Below are 23,115 nucleotides of genomic sequence, written 5' to 3' on the forward strand. Positions count from 1 at the left end.
GGCAGGGTGTGGTTTGTGTGGGGCTGGTCATGACGTGAGTAGGTCACGATCCATGGAGGCTTGAAGGCGCGGTCCGGGAAACCGGACCGTGCCAGCGCTTCCCCACAATAAAAAGAAAACCCCGCTTCCAGCGAGGAAGCGGGGTAAACGATTTTGTGGTCAGATCATAATGCTACGTGTCCTTACGTGTAGGCACGATGATGTATTCTTTCGGCATTTGCTGATACTTTCTCCAAATGGGAACGTCACGGGTTGTTCCCTGCTTCATCAGTTCGGCGAGGTTTCGAACGTTTTTCCGGGCATAGATCATAGCCTCATAGGTGAACGAACAAAATCTCATCCATAGGGTCACCACCACCCCCGCTAGCAGACCAACGATTGACACGCCGATCAGGATGGGAATGTGCAGGTGATCGACTTGCGCAGCGTAAATGACGACGGCAACCAACGTGCCGCAAATCGCCCCCGTAATGTGGAGGATCATGTAGGCGAGTTCCTCGATTCTATCCAGATTTCGGGGGACCTTACCGGCAGCTACATCCCTGTGCGCCAAATCTGAAGCGCGATTTACCCTCCCAATATTGATTGCGACGATACCTCTGCGAATGAGACTGAGAGCAGTGAACCCAACAATGACTTTGAACAAGACTGCGACGAATCCCGTTAGATAAGCGGACACCCTTCCTTCGGCCCCTAATAGTTCAAATAGATTTCCGCACCAGCGTAGGGCCACAAGCAGAAAAACAATTTGCACACATCGATATGTCCAAGTTTTTTGCCGGATCGAATTCAGGCGGTTCCGCAATGGCTCCGGCATCGGCAGCAGTTTCTGAGGGTCAATCGTCGGGGAATTTCCATTCTCCGCAGCCCTCCGACGTAGTTTACTTAAAAAATCGCCGTCCTGTTCTTCGGCTTTTGCTTGATCGTCAACTTTTTCGCTCATGGATTTATGATTTTTGAAGAAATTCGGCGCCGTTCCCGATTTTTGGATTTTCCAGGGATTCAGCTCCTAGTGACGGGTTATCTGCGACGGCGGAGGGCAAACGGGATTCCGGCAAGGGTGAGCAGCGCAACCGAGGGCTCGGGGATCTGGGTGGTAATCCAGCCGGAGTTTTGGAGTGCCTGAATGTCAGCCTCGGTAAGTCCCGCCTGCTGGCCGATACCAACTTGGCTTGCCGGGTCGGTTCCGATGGCGCGGATCAGTTCGCGCAGCGCGACAGATTCCAGGCTGTATTCGTCCCCGGCTGTCACCCCGTCAAAACCCATGCCCCACAGTCCCCGGGATGTATCCCATTTGACCGTTCCATCGAACCACACCGCCCCGGCGGTGGGACCGATGCCGATGCTGAACGGACCGGTCGCGTTGAAGCCGCCGGTCGGTCCACTGTAGGTGAGACTGCCATTGATGGTGGAATTACGGATGTCACCGCGCTGAAAAAGCGCGGTTGCGTTTCCGGCGGCGGCGTTGACCGCATCGTTCCAAGAGGGCACGTATCCGACGCCAAGGGTGGTGATGGCCACATCCGCCGGACGACCTTTTGCGATGGAACTTCCACTGCCGAATTGCCGAAGACCCACGTAGATTCTGATTTCATCGGCAATCCACGTCTCCTTTGCGAGGCGAGTGAAATCACCGGTGGAGGGGTTGTTAATGGTATAGGACGCGGAGAGGCTTGCGATGGTCGTCAACCCGAGCCCATCGCTGTTGGTCCAGGTCGCGCTTCCTGTGGCGGTGCGGGTGCCGAGGGTCGCAAGCTGGCCGTCAGCGAGTCGCGCACTCAGGGTGTGGGCGGCGGATTCGATTGCGGTCCGGGCGGCGGTTCCAAAACCGAAATAGCCGTTATCGTAGGAGTAATCGACAACGATCGTAACCGCCGGAGCGGAGGTGGCGGTAAGAAGAAAGGTGAGAAGGAATCGGTGCATTGTGGGATGTTGTTGAGAACGACCTGTCAGGCCGGGCAACCGGCGTGATGGGGTTCTTAGTTAAGGTGATTTCCCCACGCGGTGTCAACTGACCACATTGGGTTTTCTGCTGAGCCTCTAACCTCGCGGGTGATACAATCCACCGATGCCCAAACCGGAACCTGACCAAAAACCGCCGTGGCCGGCCGATGCCGATCACGCGTTTGTTGCGTCATTCTTGGTGCTTCTCAAACAGGCCAGGGAAGACCAAGGGCTAAGCTTGCGGGAACTGGCCGCCAAGACGGGCATTGACCACGGGATCATCGGTCGTGGCGAGAGGATGGAACGAATTCCTTCGATTGTCACCATGCGCCGCTGGGTACGCGGGCTTGGCTTGGACTGGCAGGAAGTCTACCGGGACGCAGAAAATGCCGGTTTGTAGCAGGAAGGCCGGACATAGTCGAAACTGTTATCCAAGACCCCCGGATCTGGACTCTCGGTCTCTGAACTGCCAGAGTATCGTTGGTTCTCTCTCAGTGGGCGCTCTGTGGGCCGCTTATACTCAGCTCCTTCAAACGAGCGCGAACCTTCTCCCAAGCTTCACTCCCGAAAATACGAGCGAAGTAGTCTTCGGTGTCTGTGATTCGATCATGGGAGACAAGACGACGACCTACCTCGCGGTCGATCTCGAAGGTTAGCCTGTCGTTTTCGAACTGATCGGCAATATCAGTGAGGTGATAGGCTCTCAATATGTGGACGAATAGTGTGTCACGAATTTTGTCTAACAGCTCATCAAGTTCTTTTGAAATATCCTGATAGTCTTCAGGTCCGTCCCCTTTTGCCCAGTATTCGTCAGTCTTCAATCCATCTCGCCTTTCGAACTCACGCAGCTTTCCGGCGAGATCCGCGAGTTGGCCGCGGCTAAAAGCAACCGAGGTGGCATCTTGGCATATGCCCTCTACCGCGTAGGCCGCGTGGAAAATAACATGCTCAGGAAGGAAATTCGGGTGCCTCGCCACCTCGCAGGCCTGGAGCATGGTGAGGTGAGCGAGCCTGGCTGAATCATCGGGTGTACGGTCAGCCTGCGGAATACGCCTGAGCTTCTGGGCAGCCCCAACTAACTCTGTGAGACTGCCTTCAACATTATCTAGATCCCGCTTGATGACAGAAGGATCAATGTTGAGAAAAATATCCAGCATTCGCTCGGTGTGAAGCATGGGGGTAGTTTGCTTCCTCGCCGAAATTTCCACAAGATCCGAGTGCCGGAGTTCGGTATGCGGAGTAAACGCTGCTCTCTCTGAATCCTTCCGCACCGTACCGGATCGCCCCAGTCTGACCGGATGTCCTCCAAGACCATCCCCAAACCGTGGCGCGTCGCCGACTTGACCTTCATCGAAATCGAGATCACCCACCCCACCGACAGGCAACTGCGGGTCGAGTTCGACTGCGGGCTGCGCCTCGTCATCGCCGACGAACGACAGATCCCTCTCGCCGCCCGCCTTATCGAAACGTTGCGTGCCGGGAAGGGAGGTCTCAAGTGATAGGCTTTCCCTCCGGCGTGCGGGTGCATCTAGCGATCGAACCCCACGACATGCGCAAGTCCTTCAACGGTCTCGCCGCCGTCGCCGGACATCTCGCGGTCCGGGGACTGGAAAGCGGAGCCCTCTTCGCCTTCACCAACAAACGGCGAAACCGTCTCAAAGTCCTCTACTACGACCGCACGGGCGTCTGCGTGCTCTCGAAAAGGCTTGAGACCGGCACATCCACCCGGCCCGCTCCTTCGTCCGCCGGGGCCTCCACCTGACAGTGGTCTCCTATGGCATGCTGTGGAACGCGCATTTGACCAAATCCACGCGCAAAACAAAGTCATTAAATTCCACAGCCATTCTCCAAGGGCTGGCGCAGCACTTCGAGCGTCTGCCTGCGGAACTCGGGCAGCTCGTCGAGGAAAAGCACGCCGTGGTGCGCCAGCGAGACCTCGCCGGGGCCGGGGTTCTGTCCGCCACCCAGCAGGCCCGCGTCCGAGATGGTGTGGTGCGGCGCGCGGAAGGGGCGGGTTGTTATAAATGATTTCTTGGAATCGAGCATGCCCGTCACCGAGTGGATCTTGGTGGTCTCGATGGCGTCGTCCTCCGTCATGTCCGGCATGATGGTGGGGATGCGCTTGGCGAGCATGGATTTCCCGGTGCCCGGCGGCCCGACCATGATGATGTTGTGTCCTCCGGCGGCGGCGACCTCCAGCGCCCGCTTGACGTGGTGCTGGCCCTTCACCTCGTCGAAATCCACCTCATAGCTGCGGTGGGAGTTGAAGAACGCCCGGCGGTCCAGTTGGTAGGGCGGGATGATGACGTCGCCATTGAGGAAATCCCACGCCTGCTTGAGGTTGCGGATCGGGAAGACCTGGATGCCGTCGATGACGGCGGCCTCCGGGGCGTTCGCCTCCGGCACCAGCAGCCTCGCCCGCCCGCGCTTCTTCGCCTCCAGCGCGATGGCGAGCACCCCCTTCACCGGACGCACCGCGCCGTCGAGGCCCAGCTCGCCGACGACACAGCAGTCCTCGGCGTCGAAGGGCTTGGTGCCGCTCGCCGCGACCATGGCGAGGGCGATGGGCAGATCGAACGACGGCCCCTCCTTTTTCAAGTCCGCCGGAGCGAGGTTCACCGTTTTCACCCCGTCATCCAGAGCCAGCGCGGATGCGCCGATGGCGGAGATCACCCGCTGCGACGACTCACGCACCGCGGCATCCGGCAGTCCGACGATGATGACTACCGGCTTCTCCGCCCCACGGGCGTTGACCTCGACTTCGACTTCCAGGGCATCGACACCGCGCAACGCGGCTGAAAATAAGCGGGTAATCATGCGAACACCTGGACATTGAAAGTCCTTTTCACCAGTGGCAAGCGGAAAGAAGAGGCAGCGTGATTGCACGAATTCACTTTGCCTTACCGAGAAGCTCCCTGACCTTCTTCTTGGCCTGGTTCCATTCTCCACGATTTTGGAAGACCACCTGGCCTTCCTGATTAATCACTACCGTGAGCCAGTATTGCGCACCAAACGCCTTGCTCATGGCTTCTTTTTCCGACTCGATGGCCACTGGAAGTTTGAAATCCGGGAAATCACTCGCCAGGAATTCCGCGACTTCCTCCCGGGGCCATGCTCCGTGGACAACGATGATCTCCAGCTCTTGATCCTGAATCTCTTCCCGAAATCTTTGCAACTGTGGGAGGATGTTGGAGGAGAATTTCAGAGGACGATCCAGTCCGACAATTGAAATGAGCCTTACCTTCCCCGGCCGACTTTCCGGGAGAGCCGCGGAGTGGAACCAACTCTGCGCTTTGAGAGGTGGCGCGGGTTTTCCCACGAAGTCGATGAGGGTTTCCCGTTCCCAGGGCGCAGGCCTGTCCGACGGTTTGACCACGACGTCCCCGCCACCCGTTCTCACCCGCACTTCGGCATGGAACATGAATTCTCCTTGCGACCGCTTGGTGGCCTGCACGAACAGCCATCCTTTCACCAAGCCCCTCAAGACGAACTTCCCATCAGAATCCGAGATTGCAGTTGCATCTCTTGTTTGAAATTCACCCGACGCCTGCACCTTCGCTCCCGACACCGGATTTCCTGAAGCGTCCACGACTTTGCCCGTCATTGTCGCATCAGCAGGATACAGCAGGATCGGCTCAAGCTCCACCGCCTGCCCTGCTTTGAATCCCGCAAACGACGAATTACTCCCGTAGCCATTTTTCGATCCATAGAAAATGATCTGCTTGCCGGGTATGACCTTCTTCGTTTGAAAACGACCGTCTTTATCCGTGATAGCCTTGACTGGTACTCCTGCGGCCTCCGTTCCGTTCCAATGCACCATAGCCCCGGCAATGGGTTTACCCTCCACATCCACCACACGGCCGGATGCACTGGCGAATCCGCCAGCCATCAGCACCAGTTTCACATCGCTCCCGACCGGATAGGTCGCCCCGCCAGGTGAACTAAGACCATCTGATTCCGCCAAAAGTCCTGCTGTTTCAATTCCAGCAGGCAAGTCTATTGAGAACTTGCCCGCCGCATCAGTGACCACTTTGGGAGGGCCGAATGCGCTGACGGTCGGCGAAACGCAAGTCACATTCGCCCCTGCGACCGGCTGCCCCGATTCATTTACCACCAGCCCACTGATCCTGCTTTCACGTGGGAGCGCGAAGTCAGCGGTGTAAGTTCCGCCGTTTTCCACTTCCACGCTCTGTGAAAGTTGATTGGTATCTTTGTTGGCGCTGGAATATCCATCCGGCACAAGACCAGCAAGATAGACTTTCCGCATCCCTGCTGGCACCCGAATTTGAAATCCTCCGCTTCGGTCTGTTCTCCCGGTCCAGCTCGCAAGAGGGAGTGAATCTTTAGGAGAAACCACGCAAACCAGCATATCACCCACCGCCGCACCTGTGTCCGAAAGTGTTATTTTCCCAGTGATCAAACCACCTTCCAAAATATTGGGATTCACTTCCTTTCGGAACTCTCCGGTTTTCAGATTCAATTCTGTTGGATCGGCCGTCCAATCGGCTTTCAACTTATCATTCAGACGAACTTGAAGCGCATAGTCAGCAGGGATCAATCGTTGCAATTCATATCGCCCCTTTGCGTCAGTCAATGTTTCGGCTGTGACACCACCGTGAACATAACCGGAATTTTCAAGGATGTTAACCTTCGCTCCGCTCACTGGAGTGCCATCCGGAAGCAGGACGGTTCCCCAAACCGTCACAGCGGGATTCAGCTGTAATTCAATCTCACCTTTCTTCTCCTCAGGCCGATATTGGAACGCTTGATGGTTGTGGCCGGGGATCTGCTCATACTTCGGGTTATCGTGATCCACGAAATATAGCCCCGCAGGCAGGCCTTCAATGGAACATCGCCCATTCCCGTCGGTAACCGCATTCCAAAAGCCAGCGGGAAGGAGAGGAAGCCGCCCCCAGAATTTCGGTCCTTCCAAATCATCCCCGCTGTAAACCGGGATCTGAGCCCTGACCACACGAAGCCGCAGATTGGAAATAGGCGTCCGCTTCTCGTCCAAGAGGCGAAAGCGCAATGGCAATCCCTGGGTCAATCTGATCTCCAGCGATGAATTGGCAGGAGGAATCTGTCTTGAAACCGCTCCATATCCCGACAGGGCGTGTTTGACGACCAGATGAATCGTTAGATATTCCGTCACACGCCACTCCGGCCGGATTGGGATTTTCAGCTCTCCGGCTCCGTCGGTTTTCCCCGCCAGGGCCATCCGCTCTATCAGCTCTCCTTCTACAGTTTCCATCACCGCTGAATATACCTCCGCATCAGCCGCAGGTGCTCCTTCGGAAGAGATGACGTGACAGGTAAAGGTATCGGCTGCCGGATTTATCGTAATTTCCCGCTCTTTCCCGGGCTTGGGCGGTTGGGTTAGCCCGACCGCTGCCAACCCCAACAAGATCATCGCGGAGCCATATCCTGCCCACCGGTTGCGTTTTCCCGTGAATCTTCCAATTCCCATCATCCTCCGCCGCAGGTCTTGAGGGCTTTCCACCACACTCACAATCCCTGCATACCCCGAGCGCGGCTTCGTGTTCTGATCCAGCAACCGCAACAACATCTCCCCGTAGTCCCCCACGTGCTTCGCTCCTGCCCTGCGCAATACCCAGGCATCCGTCGCCCTCTCGCTCTCTATCCGTGTCCGATGAAATGCCCACCACACCAACGGGTTGAACCAATGAACCGCTTGTAACAGTGCCAGCGCCAGATTCACCCAGAGATCCCGACGCCGCCAATGCCCCAACTCGTGAAGAAGCACCAGCCGGAGCTCTGTCTCGGACAGCCGTTCCAGCGTCGCTGGAGGCACGAGTATCTGCGGACGAAAAAGCCCGAACAACGCCGGAGCCCCGACCGCCTCCGTCACCACCAACCGTGGCAGCTTCCGCCAGCCACATTCCCTTCCCAGCGCTTCCAGCAGAGCTTCCAACCCGTTTTTTCCCAAGTGGAATGGAACCGCCAATCTTTTCACCCGTCTGCCGAAACGCATGGTGAGAAGCGAGCCGATGGCAAGAACGGCGACGACTCCGCATATCCAAATGCCGAAGGCCATTTCCCAGATCGTCAATGGTCGCCATGCTTGCGCAACAGGGCTTGACCGGATCTCGTTTCGCAGCGGCGGGTCATTCGATGCCGAAGCCGCAAGGACGAGGGGAAGCGAGTCAATGACAGGGGAGGCATCCACAGGAAATGTCGGAACAACGGGCGATCCCGCTTGCTGCGTCTTCGCCACCGTCAACACGCGTTGCCACGAAACCGGACTCGTCGGCAAAGCCGGCATCAGCAATCGCACTGCCACCAACAGCCACAGGCCATGCCTCCATCCTGCCGGAATGCGCCGCCCCGCCAGCCATAACAGCCCGCCCGTCAACACCGCCACGATTGCGGCATCCCGCGACACCAACAAAAGAGTTTCCATCCAGTTGTTCACAGCTTCTGTCCTTTCCCGTTTTGGTTTTCAGGAAGCAGTTTGCGCAGCGCATCGATTTCCTCCACGCTCAAGGGGCGCTGCCCCTTCACCAACTGAGCCAACATCGGCACCAGAGAACCGCGGCTTATTCGGTCGAGAAATGAACTCGTTTCGGCCCGTACAGCGTCCTGCCGCATAATCTCCGGGAAATAGAGAAAGCGGTTTCCTTCCGATTCCGAACGCAGCACTCCTTTTTTGACTAAGCGAGCCAACAGTGTTTTTACCGTTTGAGATTTCCAAGACTCCACCTCGCCAAGGGCATGCGTCACTTGTTGCGCCGTCACCGGAGGAGCCGCCCAAACGACTTCCATGACCTTCCACTCCGATTCAGAAATCCGCGATATGTTTGACATGACTACATGCGTAGACGTTTTCGACTACGGATGTAAACAATTTTTCTCCCACAGGTCAAAAAACCGTCCTTAATAGGATCGTTTTCTTGTTCCGAGGGAGATTGATCACTCACAGGAATCCGTGCTTCGATCCACCTCAACAGGAGGGATGAACAACACGGCAGCTGTAAGCCGCCATCTCCTCTGCATCGGGCATTTTTGGGCGTTCGAAACAATTTCACAGATGATCCCCCGGCGTCGTTCAGAAACAGAATTTTCCAATTGTCCAAGGTCTGAAATTGTTTCACATCTGTCTAACTGTTGGCAACTTACGGTGTGGCAAAAGTCTTTCCCACGATGATGACCACCGGCTTCTCCGCCCCACGGGCGTTGACCTCCACTTCGACTTCCACGGCGCGGTGGCAAGCGGGAAAGGCGATGGGGGATTGAAAATCCGGCGGTGAAAATTACCTGCGAGATCTTCCACTGCCTGCCAAATCCTTGAGCACATCCCGTCTGTCTGGCGTCATCACTACAACCACGAGCGTCCCCACGGCAACTTGTCTAACAAACAACCGGGGGCTAAGGAGGCGAGCCCGACATGGTTGCATCTCCAGCACCATCGGAGAATCATGAGAAGCTGAATCGGATCTTGATCCCGCGGGTGCTTCCACTCATTGTTTCATGAGAAGAATGCACCTCTACCTCTCATCCTATCTTATCGGCGATCAAGGCCACAAACTGGCGCAGCTGGCGCAAGGCAAGACTGCTCTTGTCGTTTCCAACGCACTTGATTTCTCGAATGACCCGGGGCGTCTCAGGTCTGGAATGGAGCGGGAAATCGGCCGGCTGGCCAGCCTCGGAATTCCTGCGGAAGCTCTTGATCTCCGGGACTATTTCGTTTCGCAGGACATCCTTGCCGGGAAGATCGCCTCAGCCGGCATGTTGTGGGTGCTCGGAGGCAACACCTTCTTGCTGCGCAAGGCCATGCATCTCAGCGGACTCGACCAATTGATACATGGCATGATTGGCGACGGGCATTTCCTCTACGGAGGCTATAGCGCCGGCATTTGCGTTCTTTCCCCTTCATTGAGAGGCATCCACCTTGCTGATGAACCGGAAGCCTGTTCCCACGGATATGAGCACCCCACAATATGGGAGGGACTGGGAGTTATCGACTACTACATTGTGCCTCACTACCGATGCGACCACTTCGAATCGGAAAGCATGGAGGCTGTCGTGGACTACTACCGTGAGCACGATCTTCCCTATCGGGCAATTGCGGATGGCGAAGTCATCCTCGACACAACTCACAACAGGGAACCGGGTCTCCGGGAGTAATGGTTTCCCGGTGACCACACAACCTTGCATACGGCTTTGACTCCGTCCATGCGGTCTTCGTGACCGAGTGGTTGGTAAAAGAGCGGGCCCTTACTTCTTCACAACCCAGATGTTCCGGTATCTCACCGGATTTCCATGGTCCTGCAAAAGGATGGGCCCCGGTTGGTCGTTGTCGGGGAGGACGGCTCCGCCGGTGGGGCCGGGGAGTTCGAGGTCCTTGTGGACGACGACGCCGTTGTGGCGGACGGTGACGGTGGCTTTCTTCTTCTTCTCGTCCTTGTTGAACCTGGCGGCGGTGAAGTCGATGTCGTAGGTCTGCCAGGCGAGGGGCGGATAGCACATGTTCTCGGACGGCTGGGCGGTCTGGTAGATGCCGGCGCATTCGTTGTCCTTCCCTTCGAGGCCGAAGCTGTCGAGCATCTGGATTTCGTAGCGCCCTTGCAGGTAGAGACCGCTGTTGCCGCGTTCCTGGCCGCGGGCGGAGGGCATGTAGGGGAGGCGGAATTCGATGTGGATGCTGAAGTCGCCGAAGGTCTCGGTGGTGCGGGCGCCCTGGGTGAGGAGTCCGTCCGCGCCGGCCTTGGATTTGTCGAAGAGGTTGGCTCCCTCGCCGAAGAGGACGACGGCGCCCTTGGGGGGCTTCATGCCGAGGGTGGGGGACTGGCGGTCGACGCGGGCGAGTTCGACGGGTTTGCCGGCGGGGCCCTTGAGGGTGAATTTTTTCCCATCCACCTCGCCCTTCACGTCCGCGCCATCGAATTTCACCGGGCCGGATGCGGATTCGCGGCTGCCCTCGCCGTGGGTGACCGACGCCCATTTCCCTTCCCAGCCCGCGCCGGGAAGCCCGCGCTTGTAGCACACGGCTTCGAACTTGCCGTCGCCGAGGGCGATGACGCGGATGCCGAGTCCTTTCTGACTGCCTTTCGCCTCGAGCGCGTATTCGCCCTGGATCGGGAAATCGGCGTCGGTGGATGCCGGGTCCGTGTAGGAGGCGTGTTGGGCCGCGAGGGTGGTGGCGAGCAACGGGAGCAGGAAGAAGGCGGGTTTCATGGTGGGAGGAGGATCAAGTGATTGGAGAGACTTTCAAGCGGAAATCCCGTGGTTGGAATTCCATGTCCCGGTTCCTGAGGATCAGTCCGCCCGGCGGCGATTGCGGTTGGGGAGTCCGTCGTGAACCTCCCTAGCGTGGATTGCTTGGGGGGGATGGTTCCAAGGCCTGTGATGAAAACCAGGTGGCTGCCATGAATCGAAGGAATGGACACGGCGGTTGGAAGCCGCCGACCACGATCCATCTGTCCGGTGGTTATGGTATTCCACTCATGATTTAATGAACGCGATCCATCAATGAAGGTAAATAGGATGGATGACCTGATGATATGGAAGCGATGGTGATTTTCGCGAGTGTCCGTTCCGGGAGGCGGGCGGCGGTCCATTCCAGCCGATCATGGTTCATGAATTCGCTTGGCATGCGGGAGATGATTGTCTAGGTGTGCATCTAACGGATAGATGGCGCGCAGGATATATTTATTGTCGGCGATCACGACCCTTTCATTCACCGCTGCGGTTGCCGCGGGGGCTCCGTTCATCGTCCCCCGGGTGACTGCCGGCCCCGCTCCCTCCTTTCCTGCCGCGTGAACGCGCGGCGGCCCATTTTCAATCCTTCCCCAACTCCCCACCCTACCAAGCGATGCTCTTTATCAGATTCTCCGTCCTCATGCTCTGCGCGGTTCTGACGTCCTGCACCACCATGGACCGGCTTACTTTTTCGAATTATTCGATGATGCATAGCACGGATGATCCCGGATCTCCTCCCAACAATTTCCACGCGCCTCCCAAGTTGAGTGACGGACTGGCCTTGAACTATGCGAACCATGTCGAGCTGATCATGCGCTGCAATTCCACCAACAGCAGGATCTCCCGCGAGGCTTCGGCGACGGCGCAGATCGCGCTGGCCGCGTTCGCGGGAGCCGGCGCCGCCTTCAGCTATAGTGAGAAGACCATCGCGGTCCTGGGGCTGGGCAGTGCGGCGGTTCCCCAGTTCCAGGACATCTTCAACGCGAAGGGCAGGGCGGAGGTCTACAACCAGGCGGCGGACATGATCCAGACCGGAGTGATGGAGTATTACTCGCATAATGGAAATCCCTCCGAGCATGAGTTCACGCCGAATGGCTTGACCCTGGTCAAGCGGGTCTCGGCGGCGATCAGCCTCGTAAACGCCGTGCTGAACAAGCAACTGCCGAACCGCAAGCAGATGCTGGAGGCCACCGAGGAAATGACACCTGAGGGAGCCGCGCCGCAGAAGGCAGGCGAAACTCCCGTGAACCAGGCCGTCCCCGCGTCCGTCGGGAAAACCACTGTGGTGGAGAGACAGGTTCCGGTGGTCATCAATACCGTAGAAGGGGAGAGACTTCGTGAAGAGGCCAAAAGGCGGGCGGAGCTGGACGCGCTGCAAGCTTCGACCATCCAGGCTTTCATAAAATGGAAGGATACAAAATCCGATGCGGATGGGGCCGCCATCCTGGGGAAACTGGAAGCGGATTCCAAGAAATTCGAACCCACGAAAAGGGGGCTTCTGAAATTCATCCGGGCAACCAGCGACAAGGCCACCCTGCAGACCATCAGTGATGAATTCAATTTTCCTGCCGAACCCTGACCCCCCATTTTGAAACCATATGAAAAATCTGGAAACCGCGTTGATTGATCCCGAACCGGCCGATTCGGAGGCTTTGGAAAATTTTCTCCTGGCCCAGCAGAATCAGGAGCTGAGGGAGTTCGTGGGGTTCGTGTTGGGGGTGAGCGAGAAAAACCCTGCCGAGCGTTTCAACACTTGGAGTTATATGGACAATGATGATGCCAACAAATTGCCGGCTTTGTCTGTCCAGGAGATCGAGGATGTTCCCGGCGCGGATGACTCCGTGCGGAGGCTGCTGGGCGGCCGCCATCTGTTGTATTACGGACCGGCGAGTCTCGGCGGGCGGCAGAAGCTGATCCTCATTTCCCGCCCGGGCGAGCGGTTGGTCCTGAGGGGGAAGATGTCACACTTCGGAGGCGCGGCGGATACCGGCATGGCGGCGACGGAAGGCCTGGCGCTGGTGAGCGAGAGAAACTTCGCGGCGGTCATCCAGCTTCACCGGGCGAAGGTGTCCGAGAAAGGTGGCGCGCAGGCCCTTTTCGTGAACCCGAATGCGGTTGGAAAGCCGTTGGGTCACAACCTGAATCCCAAGGCCTACTATCTCGCCATGCGCTGGAAGGACCACGGGCTTGCCAGGGCCATCCTTCATCACGCGGATACCGTGGTCGAGGTGGGGAATCTCCTGACGGGGAATTTCCTCCGCGCCACTCCGGTCGATTTCGGGCCCGCCACCTGGACCGGAAGAATCGCGGATCTTTCCCCGGGGCTCGCGGACGCGCTGGAGCTGGTGACGGACCAGGAATGCTGCGTGAGGATCAGCCTGCCACAGGGAGCGGCCGTCGCGAAGGCCGGTCCGGCGGACGGTTACAAGCTGAACCTCGTCACCATCGCATCACGGCAGCAGATGGATTTCGGAGGACACGGTGAAGCTGAGGAGCCATTGAAGAGCCAGATCGCCCTTTATTGGAAGGCCGTGGACAACCAGCAGCATTCGACAGAGGAATGGTGGTCGGCCGCTTTCATCTCCTGGTGCGTGAAGGAGGCCGGAGCGACTGATGCGGAATTCGAGTTCAGCGGCCTCCACGCCCGGTATGTGCACCGGGCGATCACCTCTCCGAATGCCGCGTTCCGGGGGATGGATATTTCGGATGCCGCCGCCAGGCCCGAGCCGGGAGATATCATCAACCACAATTTCAAGAGCGGCACCGTGACCTTCGAGGATGCGGGGAACCGGAACGATTTCCACTCCCATAGCGCGATCGTCGTGGAAAAGGGGGAGGATGCGCACGGGCGGTTCGTGCGGACCATCGGAGGAAACGAGGCGACCCGGGAGCATCAGTCCGGCACCGTCGGCGACAGCATCATCCGCCTGGAGGCGGACGGGCGGATCAAGGACCGCGACACCCACCGGTTCATCGCCTTGATCAAGACGCTCAAATGATCGTGCGGCGTCGGCCCGGAGGTGGCTTTCGGAAAACGCCTCCGGGACGTCATTGGAATTTCAGCCCTTGAGTCTGGGCCGGGATGTTCCAGAGTCCGGGCGTGAAGATTGAAGTCATCAACACCGGCACCGAACTCTTGTTGGGAAACACGCTGAACACGCACGGCGCGTGGTTCGGCCGCGAATTGTTCCAGCTCGGCCTGCGCATTTCCCGCCAGACGACCGTGCCGGATGGCGATGCGATCCGCGAGGCTCTGGCGGAGTCGCTCGTCCGGGCTGACGCGGTGATTGTCACCGGCGGGCTGGGACCCACCAGCGACGACCTCACCCGCGAGATCACCGCGGAGGTGCTGGGGCTGGAGCTGATCACGGACGAGGCGGCGCTGCGCTCGCTGGAGGGTTTTTTCACCTCACGCGGCCGGACGATGGTGGCGGCGAATCTCAAGCAGGCGCTCTGCCCGGTGGGTGCGGACATCCTGCCGAACGCCAACGGCACCGCCCCCGGCATCTATGTGCCGCCACGGCTGAACGGGCGGTCGAACGCCGCGGTGTTCCTGCTGCCGGGGCCGCCGCGCGAGCTTTACCCGATGTTCCATGCGGAGGTCCCACCGAGGTTGCGCGCGCTCTCGGGCGTGGAGAAAATCAACGAGGCGCTGGTGTTGAAATTCACCGGCGTCGGCGAGAGCGATTTCCACCATGGCATCGACGCCCGGTTGTCGGAGATCCCCGGCCTGGAATACGGCTACTGCGCGCACATCGGCGAGGTGGACCTGCGTCTGATCGGCGACGCCGAGGCGATCCGCGAGGCGCGGGAGATCACACTGGCGCATTTCGAACCCCATCTCATCAGCGAGAACGGGGCATCCTTGGAAAAAACCGTGGTCCGCCTGCTCAAGCAGCGCGGTATGACCCTGGCCACCGCCGAGAGCTGCACGGGCGGACTGATCTCCAACCGGATCACCAACGTGCCGGGATCGAGCGAAGTCTTCACCCACGGCTACGTCACCTACGCGAACGAGGCGAAGAGGGCGATGCTGGGAGTGCCCGCGGCGGATTTGGAAACCCATGGCGCGGTGAGCGAGCAGGTGGCTCGTGCGATGGCGGAGGGCGCGCTGCGGGAAAGCGGCGCGGGCATCGCCGTCGCGGTGACGGGCATCGCGGGTCCCGGCGGCGGCACCGAGGAAAAACCCGTGGGTACGGCGTGGTGCGGGCTGGCGGTGAAAGGCGGCGAAACCCGGACATTCAAATTCTACCATCCGCGCGGCCGCAAGGACTTCAAACAGTCCGTCAGCCAGTCCGCGCTGGAGGCGGTGAGGCGACGGTTGAAGGAACTTTGAGGACGGATGTTTTTCACACGATTTGCCGTGCAGGGAAGCGGGGCGGCTGATAGATGAATCCCACTCCGTGATGCCCCGGCCGGGGCCGGCCGGAATCCCTCCCCATCATCCGCCATGATCTCCCGACAACTCCTGTCCACATTCCCCCGTCTTTTCCTCGCGATGTCCGTGATGAGCGGTGTCGCGTCCGCCGACGCGCTGGATGATCTGCTGGCTCCTTCCACCGATGCCGCGAGCCTGGTGGACCCCAAGGCGACCGCCTCCTGGAACACCATCGTGGACGCGCTCCTCAAGAACGAGCTCGCCAGGGTGGGCGAGCTGGGCAATGTGTTCCTGGACAGCGACATCACCCCGAGCCCCTATCAGCTGCTGGGCGTGAAGGTGATGATCGGCCTGGCGGATGCGGAGAACCCGACGGTTTCCGACGACGCCGCGCTCACCATCGAGTCGGAAGGACTCGCCTCGGAACGGGCCAAGATCATCGCCAAATACGCGCGTCTCCAGGAAACCGTGAAAGTCGCCAACGACCGGATCAACAAGCTGACGAACCACCGCACGAACGCGGTCCAGGAAGGAACCGCCGCCTACATGGAGTGCGTGCGCTGCGACGAGATCATCAACCAGGCGAATGCCGAGATCGATGCGATGAAGCCCTCCATCGAGGGACACAAGCGCAAGGAGGACGACGCGAAACTGCGCCAGCGGACCCGGCTGAAGTCGGATGCCATCCAGTTGCTCGACATGCTGACTGAGGCGGACGAGATCGAAGCCGCGTTCGGCATCACGAACGTCTATCTGCGGGTCGTCGGCAGCGATCTCGATGTGGCGAAGAAACAACAGGACGTGATCCGCATGCAGGGGGTGCAGCAGAAGGCCATCAAGATCGCCTCGGTGATCGAGGCCCAGCAGAAGGGCCTGGTGGGGGAGAGGAAATTCTGGGCGGCGTGCGAGGCCGCGAAGCAGGGTTTTTCAAAAGTACAGTTGCAGTCGGATGACGAGGTGCTCACACGGATGGTGGGCAGACGTCTGGCCAGCGACACCCTCGCGATCGATGCCGCCATTTCCAAGGCGGAATCCGAAGCGGCGGCCATCCGCAAGCTGGCGAAGACCGACGCGCTCAAGGCTTCCGTGACCTTGGATAAATTCAGGGTTTCCTATCCGGACTGTCCCCACACGGACACCCTCGCGATCGAGATCGCCGGGGAGCGCAGCGCGCAGTTGAAGAAGAGAAACGGTTGAGGGGGGAAATCGAAACGCGGAGGATGCGGAGTGCGCGGAGGAAGAAGCGGAGGCAGAGATGGTGTGGTCGGAGCATGGTTGATGACCCCCGGTCCACCGGTTTTTCAGTCCTTTACGATGTCCGGAGTTCGCGCTTTAGCGGACCGCTCCAGCGTGCTCTTCCGGTTTCAGCGTGTTTTTCCGAATCGTAATCCGGATTTCGTGAAAGGGCGGAGTTCTGTGAACATGCTGTGGCCCGGAAAGGGCTGGAGTCTGGTGAAAGAGCAAGCTGGCGCTGTCAGCTGAAGCTTGAACTCCGGACAGCGTGTCATTCCAACCGCGCGCTTACTTCTTCTCCGGAATCTCCTTGGTGAACAGCTCCTTGAGGTAGCCCGAGGTCAGCAGTTCCGGCGTGACGACGGCATCTTTTTTCGGGACCTGGAGGACGTTCACCGGGATGGCGGTGCGGCCGAGTTCCTGGAGCTTGGCCTCGATCTTCGGATCCGGGTTGGTCTTGTCCGCCTTGAGGGCGACGACGCCTTTCTGCTTCATCAGGGCGATGACTTCCTTGGTGTAGGCGGTCTTCTTGTTCACCTGGCAGGTGGCGCACCATTGCGCGGTGAAGTCGATGTAGACGGGCTTCCCTTCGGCGAGCAGCGCGTCCACCCGTTCCTGCGACCAGGGTTCCCACACGAGCGCGGATTTCTCCGGGGGCTTGGCGAGGAGAAATCCGCCGCCGGCGAAAATCACGGTGAACGCCATGGCGATCCAGCGGGTGTTGCGCGGGCGGTGGGGGAGATTCCAGCGGCCGTAGATCCACGCGGCCACCGCGATGGCGGTGAGACCGAGGATCGGGCCGAGCATGTTGTCGAGGCCGATCTGTCCGGCGTAAACCCACAGCAGGTAGCCCGCGGTGGCGAAGAGCAGGAACGACATCGCCTGCTTGAAGCTCTCCATCCATACTCCCGGACGGGGGAGGTATTTCAGCAGATCCGGGAAGATGGAGAGGATCAGATAAGGAAGCGACAGGCCGATGGCCATGGCGGTGAAGGATGAGAAAAACTGTACGGCGGGCAGTGTGATCGTGGCGCCGATGGCGGGGCCGAGGAAGGGGCCCGAGCAGGGGGTGGCGACGACGGTGGCGAGCACGCCGGAGAAGAACGAACCGCCGAGCCCTTGCTTGGATTGCAGCGAACCGCCGACGGAGGTCGCGGAGGTTCCCAGTTCGAACAGGCCGAACATGTTCAGGGCGAGCACGAACATGAGCAGAATGAGCGTGAACATCACCCACGGGTTCTGGAGCTGGTAGCCCCAGCCGGTGGCCGCGGCACCCGCTCCGGTCGCGGCGCGGGCGGCGAAGAGGATGCCGCTGAGGACTCCGAAGGATACGAGCACGCCGACGGCGAAGGCCACGCCGTGGAACGCGATTTTTCTGCGATCCGAGCCGGCCTGTTGGACGAAGCCCATGATCTTGAGCCCGATGACGGGGAAGACACAGGGCATCAGATTCAGGATCAACCCGCCGAGGAACATGCCGCCGAGAATGGGCAGGTAGGCGGAAAACGGCAGCGGCTTGGCGGGCGGGCTGCCGATGGCTGTCGCCGGGATGGCGAACGAGGCCGCGCCGGTGAGGATTCCCGAGATGGATGTGCCCTGTGGCACGGCGTTTTCAAAGGCATCGATCTTGATCCGCTTGAGCGTGACGAGCCACGCGTCTCCGTCGTGCGTGATGGACCCGCCCGCGCTGGCGGGTTGGGCGAAGCGTTCGTTCGGGATGAAATCGGCGGGCGCGCCGGTGATGCCGGGATCGGTGATGCGGAGCTGGATGTCGCCGCCTTCCGAGTGCGCGGAGCTTTTGATCTTCGGTGAGACGACCGGCTGGCTTTTCCGGGCACCGGCGAAAAGCGCCTGCTGGGCCGGATCCACCTCGGTGCGGGGGCCGGTGGTGAGGGTGACCGACAGCGATTTGTCCTCGTTGATGCAGCTGTCCTTGCAGATCTGCCACGAGGCGTTCGCGGTGAAGGTCAGTGTCTTACCGGACTCCAGGGTGGAAGGCGCGGTGATGTCCACCAGGAAAACGGGACTGCCGGAGTAGACGAAGCTTTTCCCGAAGTAGCCGTCCTTCACCTCCGGCACCGGCCACTGGATGGGACCCGCGGTGAATCCGTCCGGCAGCTTCCACTCGATGGCAGGCGGTAGCTCCACGCCGCCGGAGTTCTTGTAATAGCTGTGCCACTCCTCCGGATGGGAGAGCTGGAGGGCGATGGTGAAGGTTTCTCCCTGCGAAACGGTGGTGGCCTCGGAGACCAGGCTGGCTTCCGAGGAGGCGCCGCCGCCACCGAGGCTGAACTGCGCACCCGCGCGGGTGGTGAAAACGAGGAGGGCGAGGAAAAGCAGGAGATGCCGTGACATGGGAGAATAAGGTGGGCGACTCTGGGACGCCCGAGGGCGTGGAATAGTCCGAAAAAAAACGGGACGCCCAGAAACTGGACGTCCCGTGGGGAAAATGAAGCCGAAACTATCAATAGCCGCGGCGTTCCTGGTCGCGGGCGTTTCCGTAGAGACCACCGGCGGTGCCACCCACGGCGGCACCCAGCAGCGCGCCTTCCGCGGTGCGGCCGGACTGGTGGCCGATGATCGCGCCCGCGCCCGCGCCGAGGAGACCTCCGGTGGCGATGCCGCGCTGGGTGTCCGGACCGGCAGGCGAGGTGCAGTTGGAGAGGGTCATGGCGGCGACGGCGCTGGTGATGGCGATGATGGTGGTTTTCATAGGTCTGGGATGTTGATTGATGGTTAGGACGGGCTGGGGAATTTTCAAGGTGTTTTCCGCGCGCGTCGTTGTTTCAAGATTCGTCGTGAAAATGAAATATTCATCCATTTTTTTACGAGTTTGGCGCTTCATGCGTTTTCGTGATTCTGACTACTGTGCCGCATGACGCTCGAAGTCTCCACGCCGGCCCTGCTTTTCCCCGCGATCAGCCTGCTGTTCCTGTCATTCACGAACCGGTTCCTGCACCTCTCGGCGCTGATCCGCACGCTGCACACCGACTGGCTGGAAAGGGGGGACGCCACGCTGCGCGCGCAGATCGACAACCTGCGGCGGCGGCTGACATTGATCCGCACGATGCAATTGTTCGGCGCGGTCAGCCTGTTCCTGTGTGTGGTCTCGATGCTCGCGGTGATCGGCGGGCACAAGCTGTCCGCATCCTGGGCGTTCCTCGCGGCGCTGGTCCTGATGGCCTTCTCGCTGGCCTGCCTGATCTACGAGGTGTGGATTTCCGGCGGAGCCCTGCGGATCCTCTTGAACGCGGTGGAGGGCAAGGACGGGGGCGAATGAGGCGGATGATCCGCGGGGCGCGTGTGTCGGCAAGGGAATCAAAATGGGATTCCCTTCGGCTCCGGGATGGTGTTGGTTTCGTCTCATGCGCACCGTGGACGACTGGTTGGCTTCCGAGGAAACCGGAGAGGCGTTCTCGCATTGTGTGAGGTGCAGGCTTCCCCTGGTGGAAATCGCCGAGCCGTGGCTGGTGAACAAGGAGATCATGGGCGGCGAGTGCGTGCTGGAATACGCGGTCTGCCAGCCGTGCAGAGATGCGGTGACGGCGGAATTTTCGGAAGAATCGAAGAAGTCCGTGCGGGATTTCCTGGAGAAGGAGATCGACTGGGACGAGCGGCTGATGGAGTTCATGGCATCCCACGATGCGACGGACCGGTTCGAGTCATGCATCGCCTGCCTCACCCCGCGGCGGGTGTTGGAGGGCTATGGCTTGTCCGCGTTGTTTGATTCCGGCGGGAAACTCGTTCTGGGACCGCTGCCCTTGTTGATCTGCCTGCCGTGTGTCGGGAAGATGACGGCATCCTTGTCGGACGCGAGCCGGTCGGTATGGCGGAGATTCCTGGAGAAAAATTTCGACGGGCCACCCGGCGACGCGGGTTTTCCGGGGATGCTGTGAGTTTTGACTTTGATACACATCCCGGACGGCGGAGATCCGCGTGCGACAGGAGGACATGGCGAGGTAATGTGGAGAACGTGGAGCGGCGGGATTCTTCAGCACCAACGGTGCGAAATGAGATAGCCCATGGCAACGCCATGGGAAAAGGTCCCCCGAAATAGATCGGAGTCCTGAAGGGACTCGATCAACGGAGGATTGGCGCGTCATGGATGCCGTCCTTACAGGACTCCATATGCTTTGTGGTCCATTCCCAGGGCGTTGCCCTGGGCTGTCACATTCCGCACCTTTGGTGCTGAAGAATGCCGGCGAACCAGGTCCTCCCGTCAGAGGTTCCGTCAGAGGTTCCATCAGAGGTTCCATCAGAGGTTCCATCAGAGGTTCCATCAGAGGTTCCGTCAGAGGTTCCGTCAGAGGTTCCGTCAGAGGTTCCGTCAGAGGTTCCGTCAGAGGTTCCGTCAGAGGTTCCGTCAGAGGTTCCGTCAGAGGTTTCGTCAGAGGTTCCATCAGAGGTTCCATCAGAGGTTCCGTCAGCATCTCATGCCGCGCGTCGATCTCCATCGGCTGAATGGATGCGAAAGCCTGGCTCGCGGCCCGCAGGCTTCCGCTTTCAACCGTAGGCGAGCGCTTCCTCGAAGACCGCGAGGAGGTGGCCGATCGGTTCGAGGCCGGTGGAGACGCGGAGGAGGTTCGCGGAGACGCCGCAGCCTTCCGCCCATTCCAGTTCGGTGTAGTGGGCGAGCAGGGTGTACGGGCAGACGAGGGTGAAGTAGGTGCCGAAGCTGGGGCCCTTGCTGACACGCAGCGCGTCGTAAACCTTCGGAGTCTTCTTCTGGTTCTTGAGCACGAAGGAAAGCAGGCCGCCGTAGCCGCCGCCGGGGCGCATGACCTTGTCGTAGTTTTCCTTCTGGGTGAGCGACGGGTGCCAGACTTCCGCCACGGCGGGGTGCGCGGCGAGCCATGAGGCCAGCGCGGTGCCGTTCGCGTTCACGGTTTCCATCCGCTTCGTGTAGCCGCGCATGTTGGACAGGAGGACCTCGGCATCGCCGATGTAGAGCGGCGAGCTGTCGGTGGAGTCCGCCCGCAGGGATTCACGCAGGGCGTTCGCCACGGGCGAGCTGGCGCGCACGGAGGCGGCGCCGGCCATGATGTCGCCCTCGCCGGAGATCCATTTGGTGAGGCTGCCGGTCACGACGTCCGCGTATTTCAGAGAGTCGACGTTGTAGGGACCCGCTGCGGAATCATCCACGATGAGCGGCGTGTTGCCGTCCTCACAGGCCTTCGCCACGCGGTGGAGGTCCACCGTGCGGAGCAGGGGATTGCTCGGGATTTCCGTGAAGACACCCGCGAACTCGCCCTGGCGGATGCGCATGAGCGCCTCGTCGAACGACTCGCCGGTGGCGTCGTTCAGATAGACCACGCCGTGGCCGAAAAGTTCCTGGACCTTGAGACTGTCCACGTAAGGGAATTCCATCTGGAGCGTCTTCTTGCCCTCGTGCAGGCCCGGCAGCGCGCGCAACACGGCGGTGACGGCGGCCATTCCGCTGGTGAAGATGAAGGTGTCTTCCGGGGCGGCGCCGGTGTATTTTGAAAGCGCGCGGGAAATGAGGTGGGACTTGTTTCCCTCGCGCAGGTTCCCATCCAGGAAGTCCTGCGCCTGCCTGCTGCTGACGACTTCTCCGGCGAACCGCCAGTAGGCGTCCGCCGTCGCCTTGGCCTTGGCCGGCACGATGAGGACCTGCAGTCCGTGGAAACTGGTGATCCGGACGGCGGTCTCCGCCTGGCGCTCGACCCAGCGGTGCGCCCGTTGCACGGCGGCGCGGGTCGGCAGGACGATGACGTCCTCCTGGTCGCTCGCGACCTCGGCCTTCGCCTTGGCGAAGAGGCGCTCGACCACCGGGTGTTTGAAAAAGCGCGGATAGCCCGTGCGCATGCGTGTGACCACCTTCTGCCTTCCTTCCTCATAACCAACGATGGAATCCCAGGTTGGCAAACATACCGAACACGCATGGGGAGAATCCGGAAGCGGCAGCCCCAGATCCACTTCTTCCCATGCCGGATTGGCTGCTAGGTCACGCGTCACCCGTCCTGCATGCCTCGCCCGGGGACTTTCGGCAAGTCGGATAAGTTTCAAATTTTCCACTGGCGCTGTTCCGGGAGGCGGAGGTGAACGGGGGTGGTGATGTTCCGGATCGGTCGGAAGGGGCGGTTGCGTCGCCCGGATCCGCCCGAATGGGATTAGGGAATCTTCAGCACCAACGGTGCGGAATGTGACAGCCCGGGGTGAGCGGAGCGCGGCCCCGGGTCACGCATCGGAATGTTACCGAGTCCTGAAGGGACGGCATCCCTGGCACACCGGCCCACCCTTGATTTCGTCCTTTCAGGACTTGGGAAATGGGTCGGTCCTTGACCCCGGGGTTGCGCTTCGCTCACCCCGGGCTGTCACAT

At 60.0% G+C, this 23,115-nt stretch carries 20 protein-coding genes; 10 read left to right on the forward strand and 10 right to left on the reverse strand.

Annotation, left to right across the window (positions count from 1 at the left end):
* Window positions 1-172: 172 nt before the first annotated feature.
* Window positions 173-943, reverse strand: coding sequence for a hypothetical protein (locus JIN84_RS09030; protein ID WP_200350716.1), 771 nt, complete (start codon window positions 941-943; stop codon window positions 173-175).
* Between the two features lie 77 nt (window positions 944-1,020).
* Window positions 1,021-1,923 (reverse strand): hypothetical protein, encoded by a 903-nt coding sequence (locus JIN84_RS09035; RefSeq protein WP_200350717.1) that lies wholly within the window; start codon window positions 1,921-1,923, stop codon window positions 1,021-1,023.
* Window positions 1,924-2,068: 145 nt separating this feature from the next.
* On the opposite strand from JIN84_RS09035, the gene JIN84_RS09040 reads away from it, so the two are divergent.
* Window positions 2,069-2,344, forward strand: a complete 276-nt coding sequence (locus JIN84_RS09040) for a helix-turn-helix domain-containing protein (RefSeq protein ID WP_200350718.1) — start codon at window positions 2,069-2,071, stop codon at window positions 2,342-2,344.
* Window positions 2,345-2,435: 91 nt separating this feature from the next.
* Here the strand turns inward: JIN84_RS09040 and JIN84_RS09045 are convergent, their stop codons facing one another.
* Complete coding sequence (locus JIN84_RS09045; RefSeq protein WP_200350719.1) at window positions 2,436-3,119, reverse strand: hypothetical protein; 684 nt, start codon at window positions 3,117-3,119, stop codon at window positions 2,436-2,438.
* Between the two features lie 123 nt (window positions 3,120-3,242).
* Between JIN84_RS09045 and JIN84_RS09050 the strand changes: the two genes are divergently transcribed.
* Together JIN84_RS09050 and tnpB are read left to right on the forward strand one after the other, a co-directional pair.
* Window positions 3,243-3,443: a hypothetical protein gene (locus tag JIN84_RS09050; RefSeq protein WP_200350720.1), complete on the forward strand. Its 201-nt coding sequence runs from the start codon at window positions 3,243-3,245 to the stop codon at window positions 3,441-3,443.
* Window positions 3,444-3,460: 17 nt separating this feature from the next.
* Complete coding sequence (gene tnpB, locus JIN84_RS23220) at window positions 3,461-3,706, forward strand: IS66 family insertion sequence element accessory protein TnpB (protein WP_200350721.1); 246 nt, start codon at window positions 3,461-3,463, stop codon at window positions 3,704-3,706.
* Window positions 3,707-3,771: 65 nt separating this feature from the next.
* Here the strand turns inward: tnpB and JIN84_RS09060 are convergent, their stop codons facing one another.
* The 3 genes from JIN84_RS09060 to JIN84_RS09070 form a co-directional block, all read right to left on the reverse strand.
* Window positions 3,772-4,761 carry a YifB family Mg chelatase-like AAA ATPase gene (locus JIN84_RS09060; RefSeq protein WP_200350722.1) on the reverse strand — a complete coding sequence of 330 codons (990 nt, stop codon included), beginning with the start codon at window positions 4,759-4,761 and terminating at the stop codon, window positions 3,772-3,774.
* A gap of 73 nt (window positions 4,762-4,834) precedes the next feature.
* Entirely contained in the window at window positions 4,835-8,365 is a 3,531-nt protein-coding gene (locus JIN84_RS09065; RefSeq protein WP_200350723.1) for a M56 family metallopeptidase, read from the reverse strand.
* An 8-nt stretch (window positions 8,366-8,373) separates the two neighbouring features.
* Complete coding sequence (locus tag JIN84_RS09070; protein ID WP_200350724.1) at window positions 8,374-8,769, reverse strand: BlaI/MecI/CopY family transcriptional regulator; 396 nt, start codon at window positions 8,767-8,769, stop codon at window positions 8,374-8,376.
* Window positions 8,770-9,441: 672 nt separating this feature from the next.
* Between JIN84_RS09070 and JIN84_RS09075 the strand changes: the two genes are divergently transcribed.
* Entirely contained in the window at window positions 9,442-10,089 is a 648-nt protein-coding gene (locus JIN84_RS09075) for a Type 1 glutamine amidotransferase-like domain-containing protein (protein WP_200350725.1), read from the forward strand.
* 90 nt (window positions 10,090-10,179) lie between these two features.
* Here the strand turns inward: JIN84_RS09075 and JIN84_RS09080 are convergent, their stop codons facing one another.
* Window positions 10,180-11,139 carry a 3-keto-disaccharide hydrolase gene (locus tag JIN84_RS09080; protein ID WP_200350726.1) on the reverse strand — a complete coding sequence of 320 codons (960 nt, stop codon included), beginning with the start codon at window positions 11,137-11,139 and terminating at the stop codon, window positions 10,180-10,182.
* 637 nt (window positions 11,140-11,776) lie between these two features.
* Between JIN84_RS09080 and JIN84_RS09085 the strand changes: the two genes are divergently transcribed.
* The 4 genes from JIN84_RS09085 (at window position 11,777) to JIN84_RS09100 (ending at window position 16,738) form a co-directional block, all read left to right on the forward strand.
* Entirely contained in the window at window positions 11,777-12,742 is a 966-nt protein-coding gene (locus tag JIN84_RS09085; RefSeq protein WP_234043390.1) for a hypothetical protein, read from the forward strand.
* A 19-nt stretch (window positions 12,743-12,761) separates the two neighbouring features.
* Window positions 12,762-14,162, forward strand: a complete 1,401-nt coding sequence (locus JIN84_RS09090; RefSeq protein WP_200350728.1) for a DUF2272 domain-containing protein — start codon at window positions 12,762-12,764, stop codon at window positions 14,160-14,162.
* Between the two features lie 101 nt (window positions 14,163-14,263).
* Window positions 14,264-15,499: a competence/damage-inducible protein A gene (locus tag JIN84_RS09095; RefSeq protein ID WP_325099579.1), complete on the forward strand. Its 1,236-nt coding sequence runs from the start codon at window positions 14,264-14,266 to the stop codon at window positions 15,497-15,499.
* A 114-nt stretch (window positions 15,500-15,613) separates the two neighbouring features.
* The gene (locus JIN84_RS09100; protein WP_200350730.1) at window positions 15,614-16,738 is read left to right on the forward strand and encodes a hypothetical protein; all 1,125 of its coding nucleotides are present in this window, start codon (window positions 15,614-15,616) and stop codon (window positions 16,736-16,738) included.
* Between the two features lie 324 nt (window positions 16,739-17,062).
* Here the strand turns inward: JIN84_RS09100 and JIN84_RS09105 are convergent, their stop codons facing one another.
* Both JIN84_RS09105 and JIN84_RS09110 read right to left on the reverse strand, forming a co-directional pair.
* The gene (locus JIN84_RS09105; protein WP_200350731.1) at window positions 17,063-19,129 is read right to left on the reverse strand and encodes a protein-disulfide reductase DsbD family protein; all 2,067 of its coding nucleotides are present in this window, start codon (window positions 19,127-19,129) and stop codon (window positions 17,063-17,065) included.
* Between the two features lie 109 nt (window positions 19,130-19,238).
* Window positions 19,239-19,487 (reverse strand): glycine zipper domain-containing protein, encoded by a 249-nt coding sequence (locus JIN84_RS09110; protein ID WP_200350732.1) that lies wholly within the window; start codon window positions 19,485-19,487, stop codon window positions 19,239-19,241.
* A gap of 162 nt (window positions 19,488-19,649) precedes the next feature.
* On the opposite strand from JIN84_RS09110, the gene JIN84_RS09115 reads away from it, so the two are divergent.
* Complete coding sequence (locus JIN84_RS09115; protein ID WP_200350733.1) at window positions 19,650-20,054, forward strand: DUF2721 domain-containing protein; 405 nt, start codon at window positions 19,650-19,652, stop codon at window positions 20,052-20,054.
* A gap of 85 nt (window positions 20,055-20,139) precedes the next feature.
* Entirely contained in the window at window positions 20,140-20,670 is a 531-nt protein-coding gene (locus JIN84_RS09120; RefSeq protein ID WP_200350734.1) for a hypothetical protein, read from the forward strand.
* 607 nt (window positions 20,671-21,277) lie between these two features.
* Here JIN84_RS09120 and JIN84_RS09125 read toward each other — a convergent pair.
* A complete protein-coding gene (locus JIN84_RS09125; protein WP_234043391.1) occupies window positions 21,278-22,660 on the reverse strand; it encodes a PLP-dependent transferase in 1,383 nt (460 codons plus the stop codon).
* Window positions 22,661-23,115: the final 455 nt, after the last annotated feature.

Origin of the sequence: Luteolibacter yonseiensis, assembly GCF_016595465.1 — a bacterium.
Taxonomy (GTDB): domain Bacteria; phylum Verrucomicrobiota; class Verrucomicrobiia; order Verrucomicrobiales; family Akkermansiaceae; genus Luteolibacter; species Luteolibacter yonseiensis.

What these genes read in the sequence shown, in the direction of transcription:
- JIN84_RS09105 (WP_200350731.1), bottom strand. Translation starts at nt 19,129, where the DNA reads ATGTCACGGCATCTCCTGCTTTTCCTCGCCCTCCTCGTTTTCACCACC.
- JIN84_RS09075 (WP_200350725.1), top strand. Translation starts at nt 9,442, where the DNA reads ATGCACCTCTACCTCTCATCCTATCTTATCGGCGATCAAGGCCACAAA.
- JIN84_RS09110 (WP_200350732.1), bottom strand. Translation starts at nt 19,487, where the DNA reads ATGAAAACCACCATCATCGCCATCACCAGCGCCGTCGCCGCCATGACC.
- JIN84_RS09030 (WP_200350716.1), bottom strand. Translation starts at nt 943, where the DNA reads ATGAGCGAAAAAGTTGACGATCAAGCAAAAGCCGAAGAACAGGACGGC.
- JIN84_RS09080 (WP_200350726.1), bottom strand. Translation starts at nt 11,139, where the DNA reads ATGAAACCCGCCTTCTTCCTGCTCCCGTTGCTCGCCACCACCCTCGCG.
- JIN84_RS09085 (WP_234043390.1), top strand. Translation starts at nt 11,777, where the DNA reads ATGCTCTTTATCAGATTCTCCGTCCTCATGCTCTGCGCGGTTCTGACG.
- JIN84_RS09065 (WP_200350723.1), bottom strand. Translation starts at nt 8,365, where the DNA reads ATGGAAACTCTTTTGTTGGTGTCGCGGGATGCCGCAATCGTGGCGGTG.
- JIN84_RS09090 (WP_200350728.1), top strand. Translation starts at nt 12,762, where the DNA reads ATGAAAAATCTGGAAACCGCGTTGATTGATCCCGAACCGGCCGATTCG.
- JIN84_RS09100 (WP_200350730.1), top strand. Translation starts at nt 15,614, where the DNA reads ATGATCTCCCGACAACTCCTGTCCACATTCCCCCGTCTTTTCCTCGCG.
- JIN84_RS09050 (WP_200350720.1), top strand. Translation starts at nt 3,243, where the DNA reads ATGTCCTCCAAGACCATCCCCAAACCGTGGCGCGTCGCCGACTTGACC.
- JIN84_RS09045 (WP_200350719.1), bottom strand. Translation starts at nt 3,119, where the DNA reads ATGCTTCACACCGAGCGAATGCTGGATATTTTTCTCAACATTGATCCT.
- JIN84_RS09070 (WP_200350724.1), bottom strand. Translation starts at nt 8,769, where the DNA reads ATGTCAAACATATCGCGGATTTCTGAATCGGAGTGGAAGGTCATGGAA.
- JIN84_RS09060 (WP_200350722.1), bottom strand. Translation starts at nt 4,761, where the DNA reads ATGATTACCCGCTTATTTTCAGCCGCGTTGCGCGGTGTCGATGCCCTG.
- JIN84_RS09115 (WP_200350733.1), top strand. Translation starts at nt 19,650, where the DNA reads ATGACGCTCGAAGTCTCCACGCCGGCCCTGCTTTTCCCCGCGATCAGC.
- JIN84_RS09035 (WP_200350717.1), bottom strand. Translation starts at nt 1,923, where the DNA reads ATGCACCGATTCCTTCTCACCTTTCTTCTTACCGCCACCTCCGCTCCG.
- JIN84_RS09120 (WP_200350734.1), top strand. Translation starts at nt 20,140, where the DNA reads ATGCGCACCGTGGACGACTGGTTGGCTTCCGAGGAAACCGGAGAGGCG.
- JIN84_RS09040 (WP_200350718.1), top strand. Translation starts at nt 2,069, where the DNA reads ATGCCCAAACCGGAACCTGACCAAAAACCGCCGTGGCCGGCCGATGCC.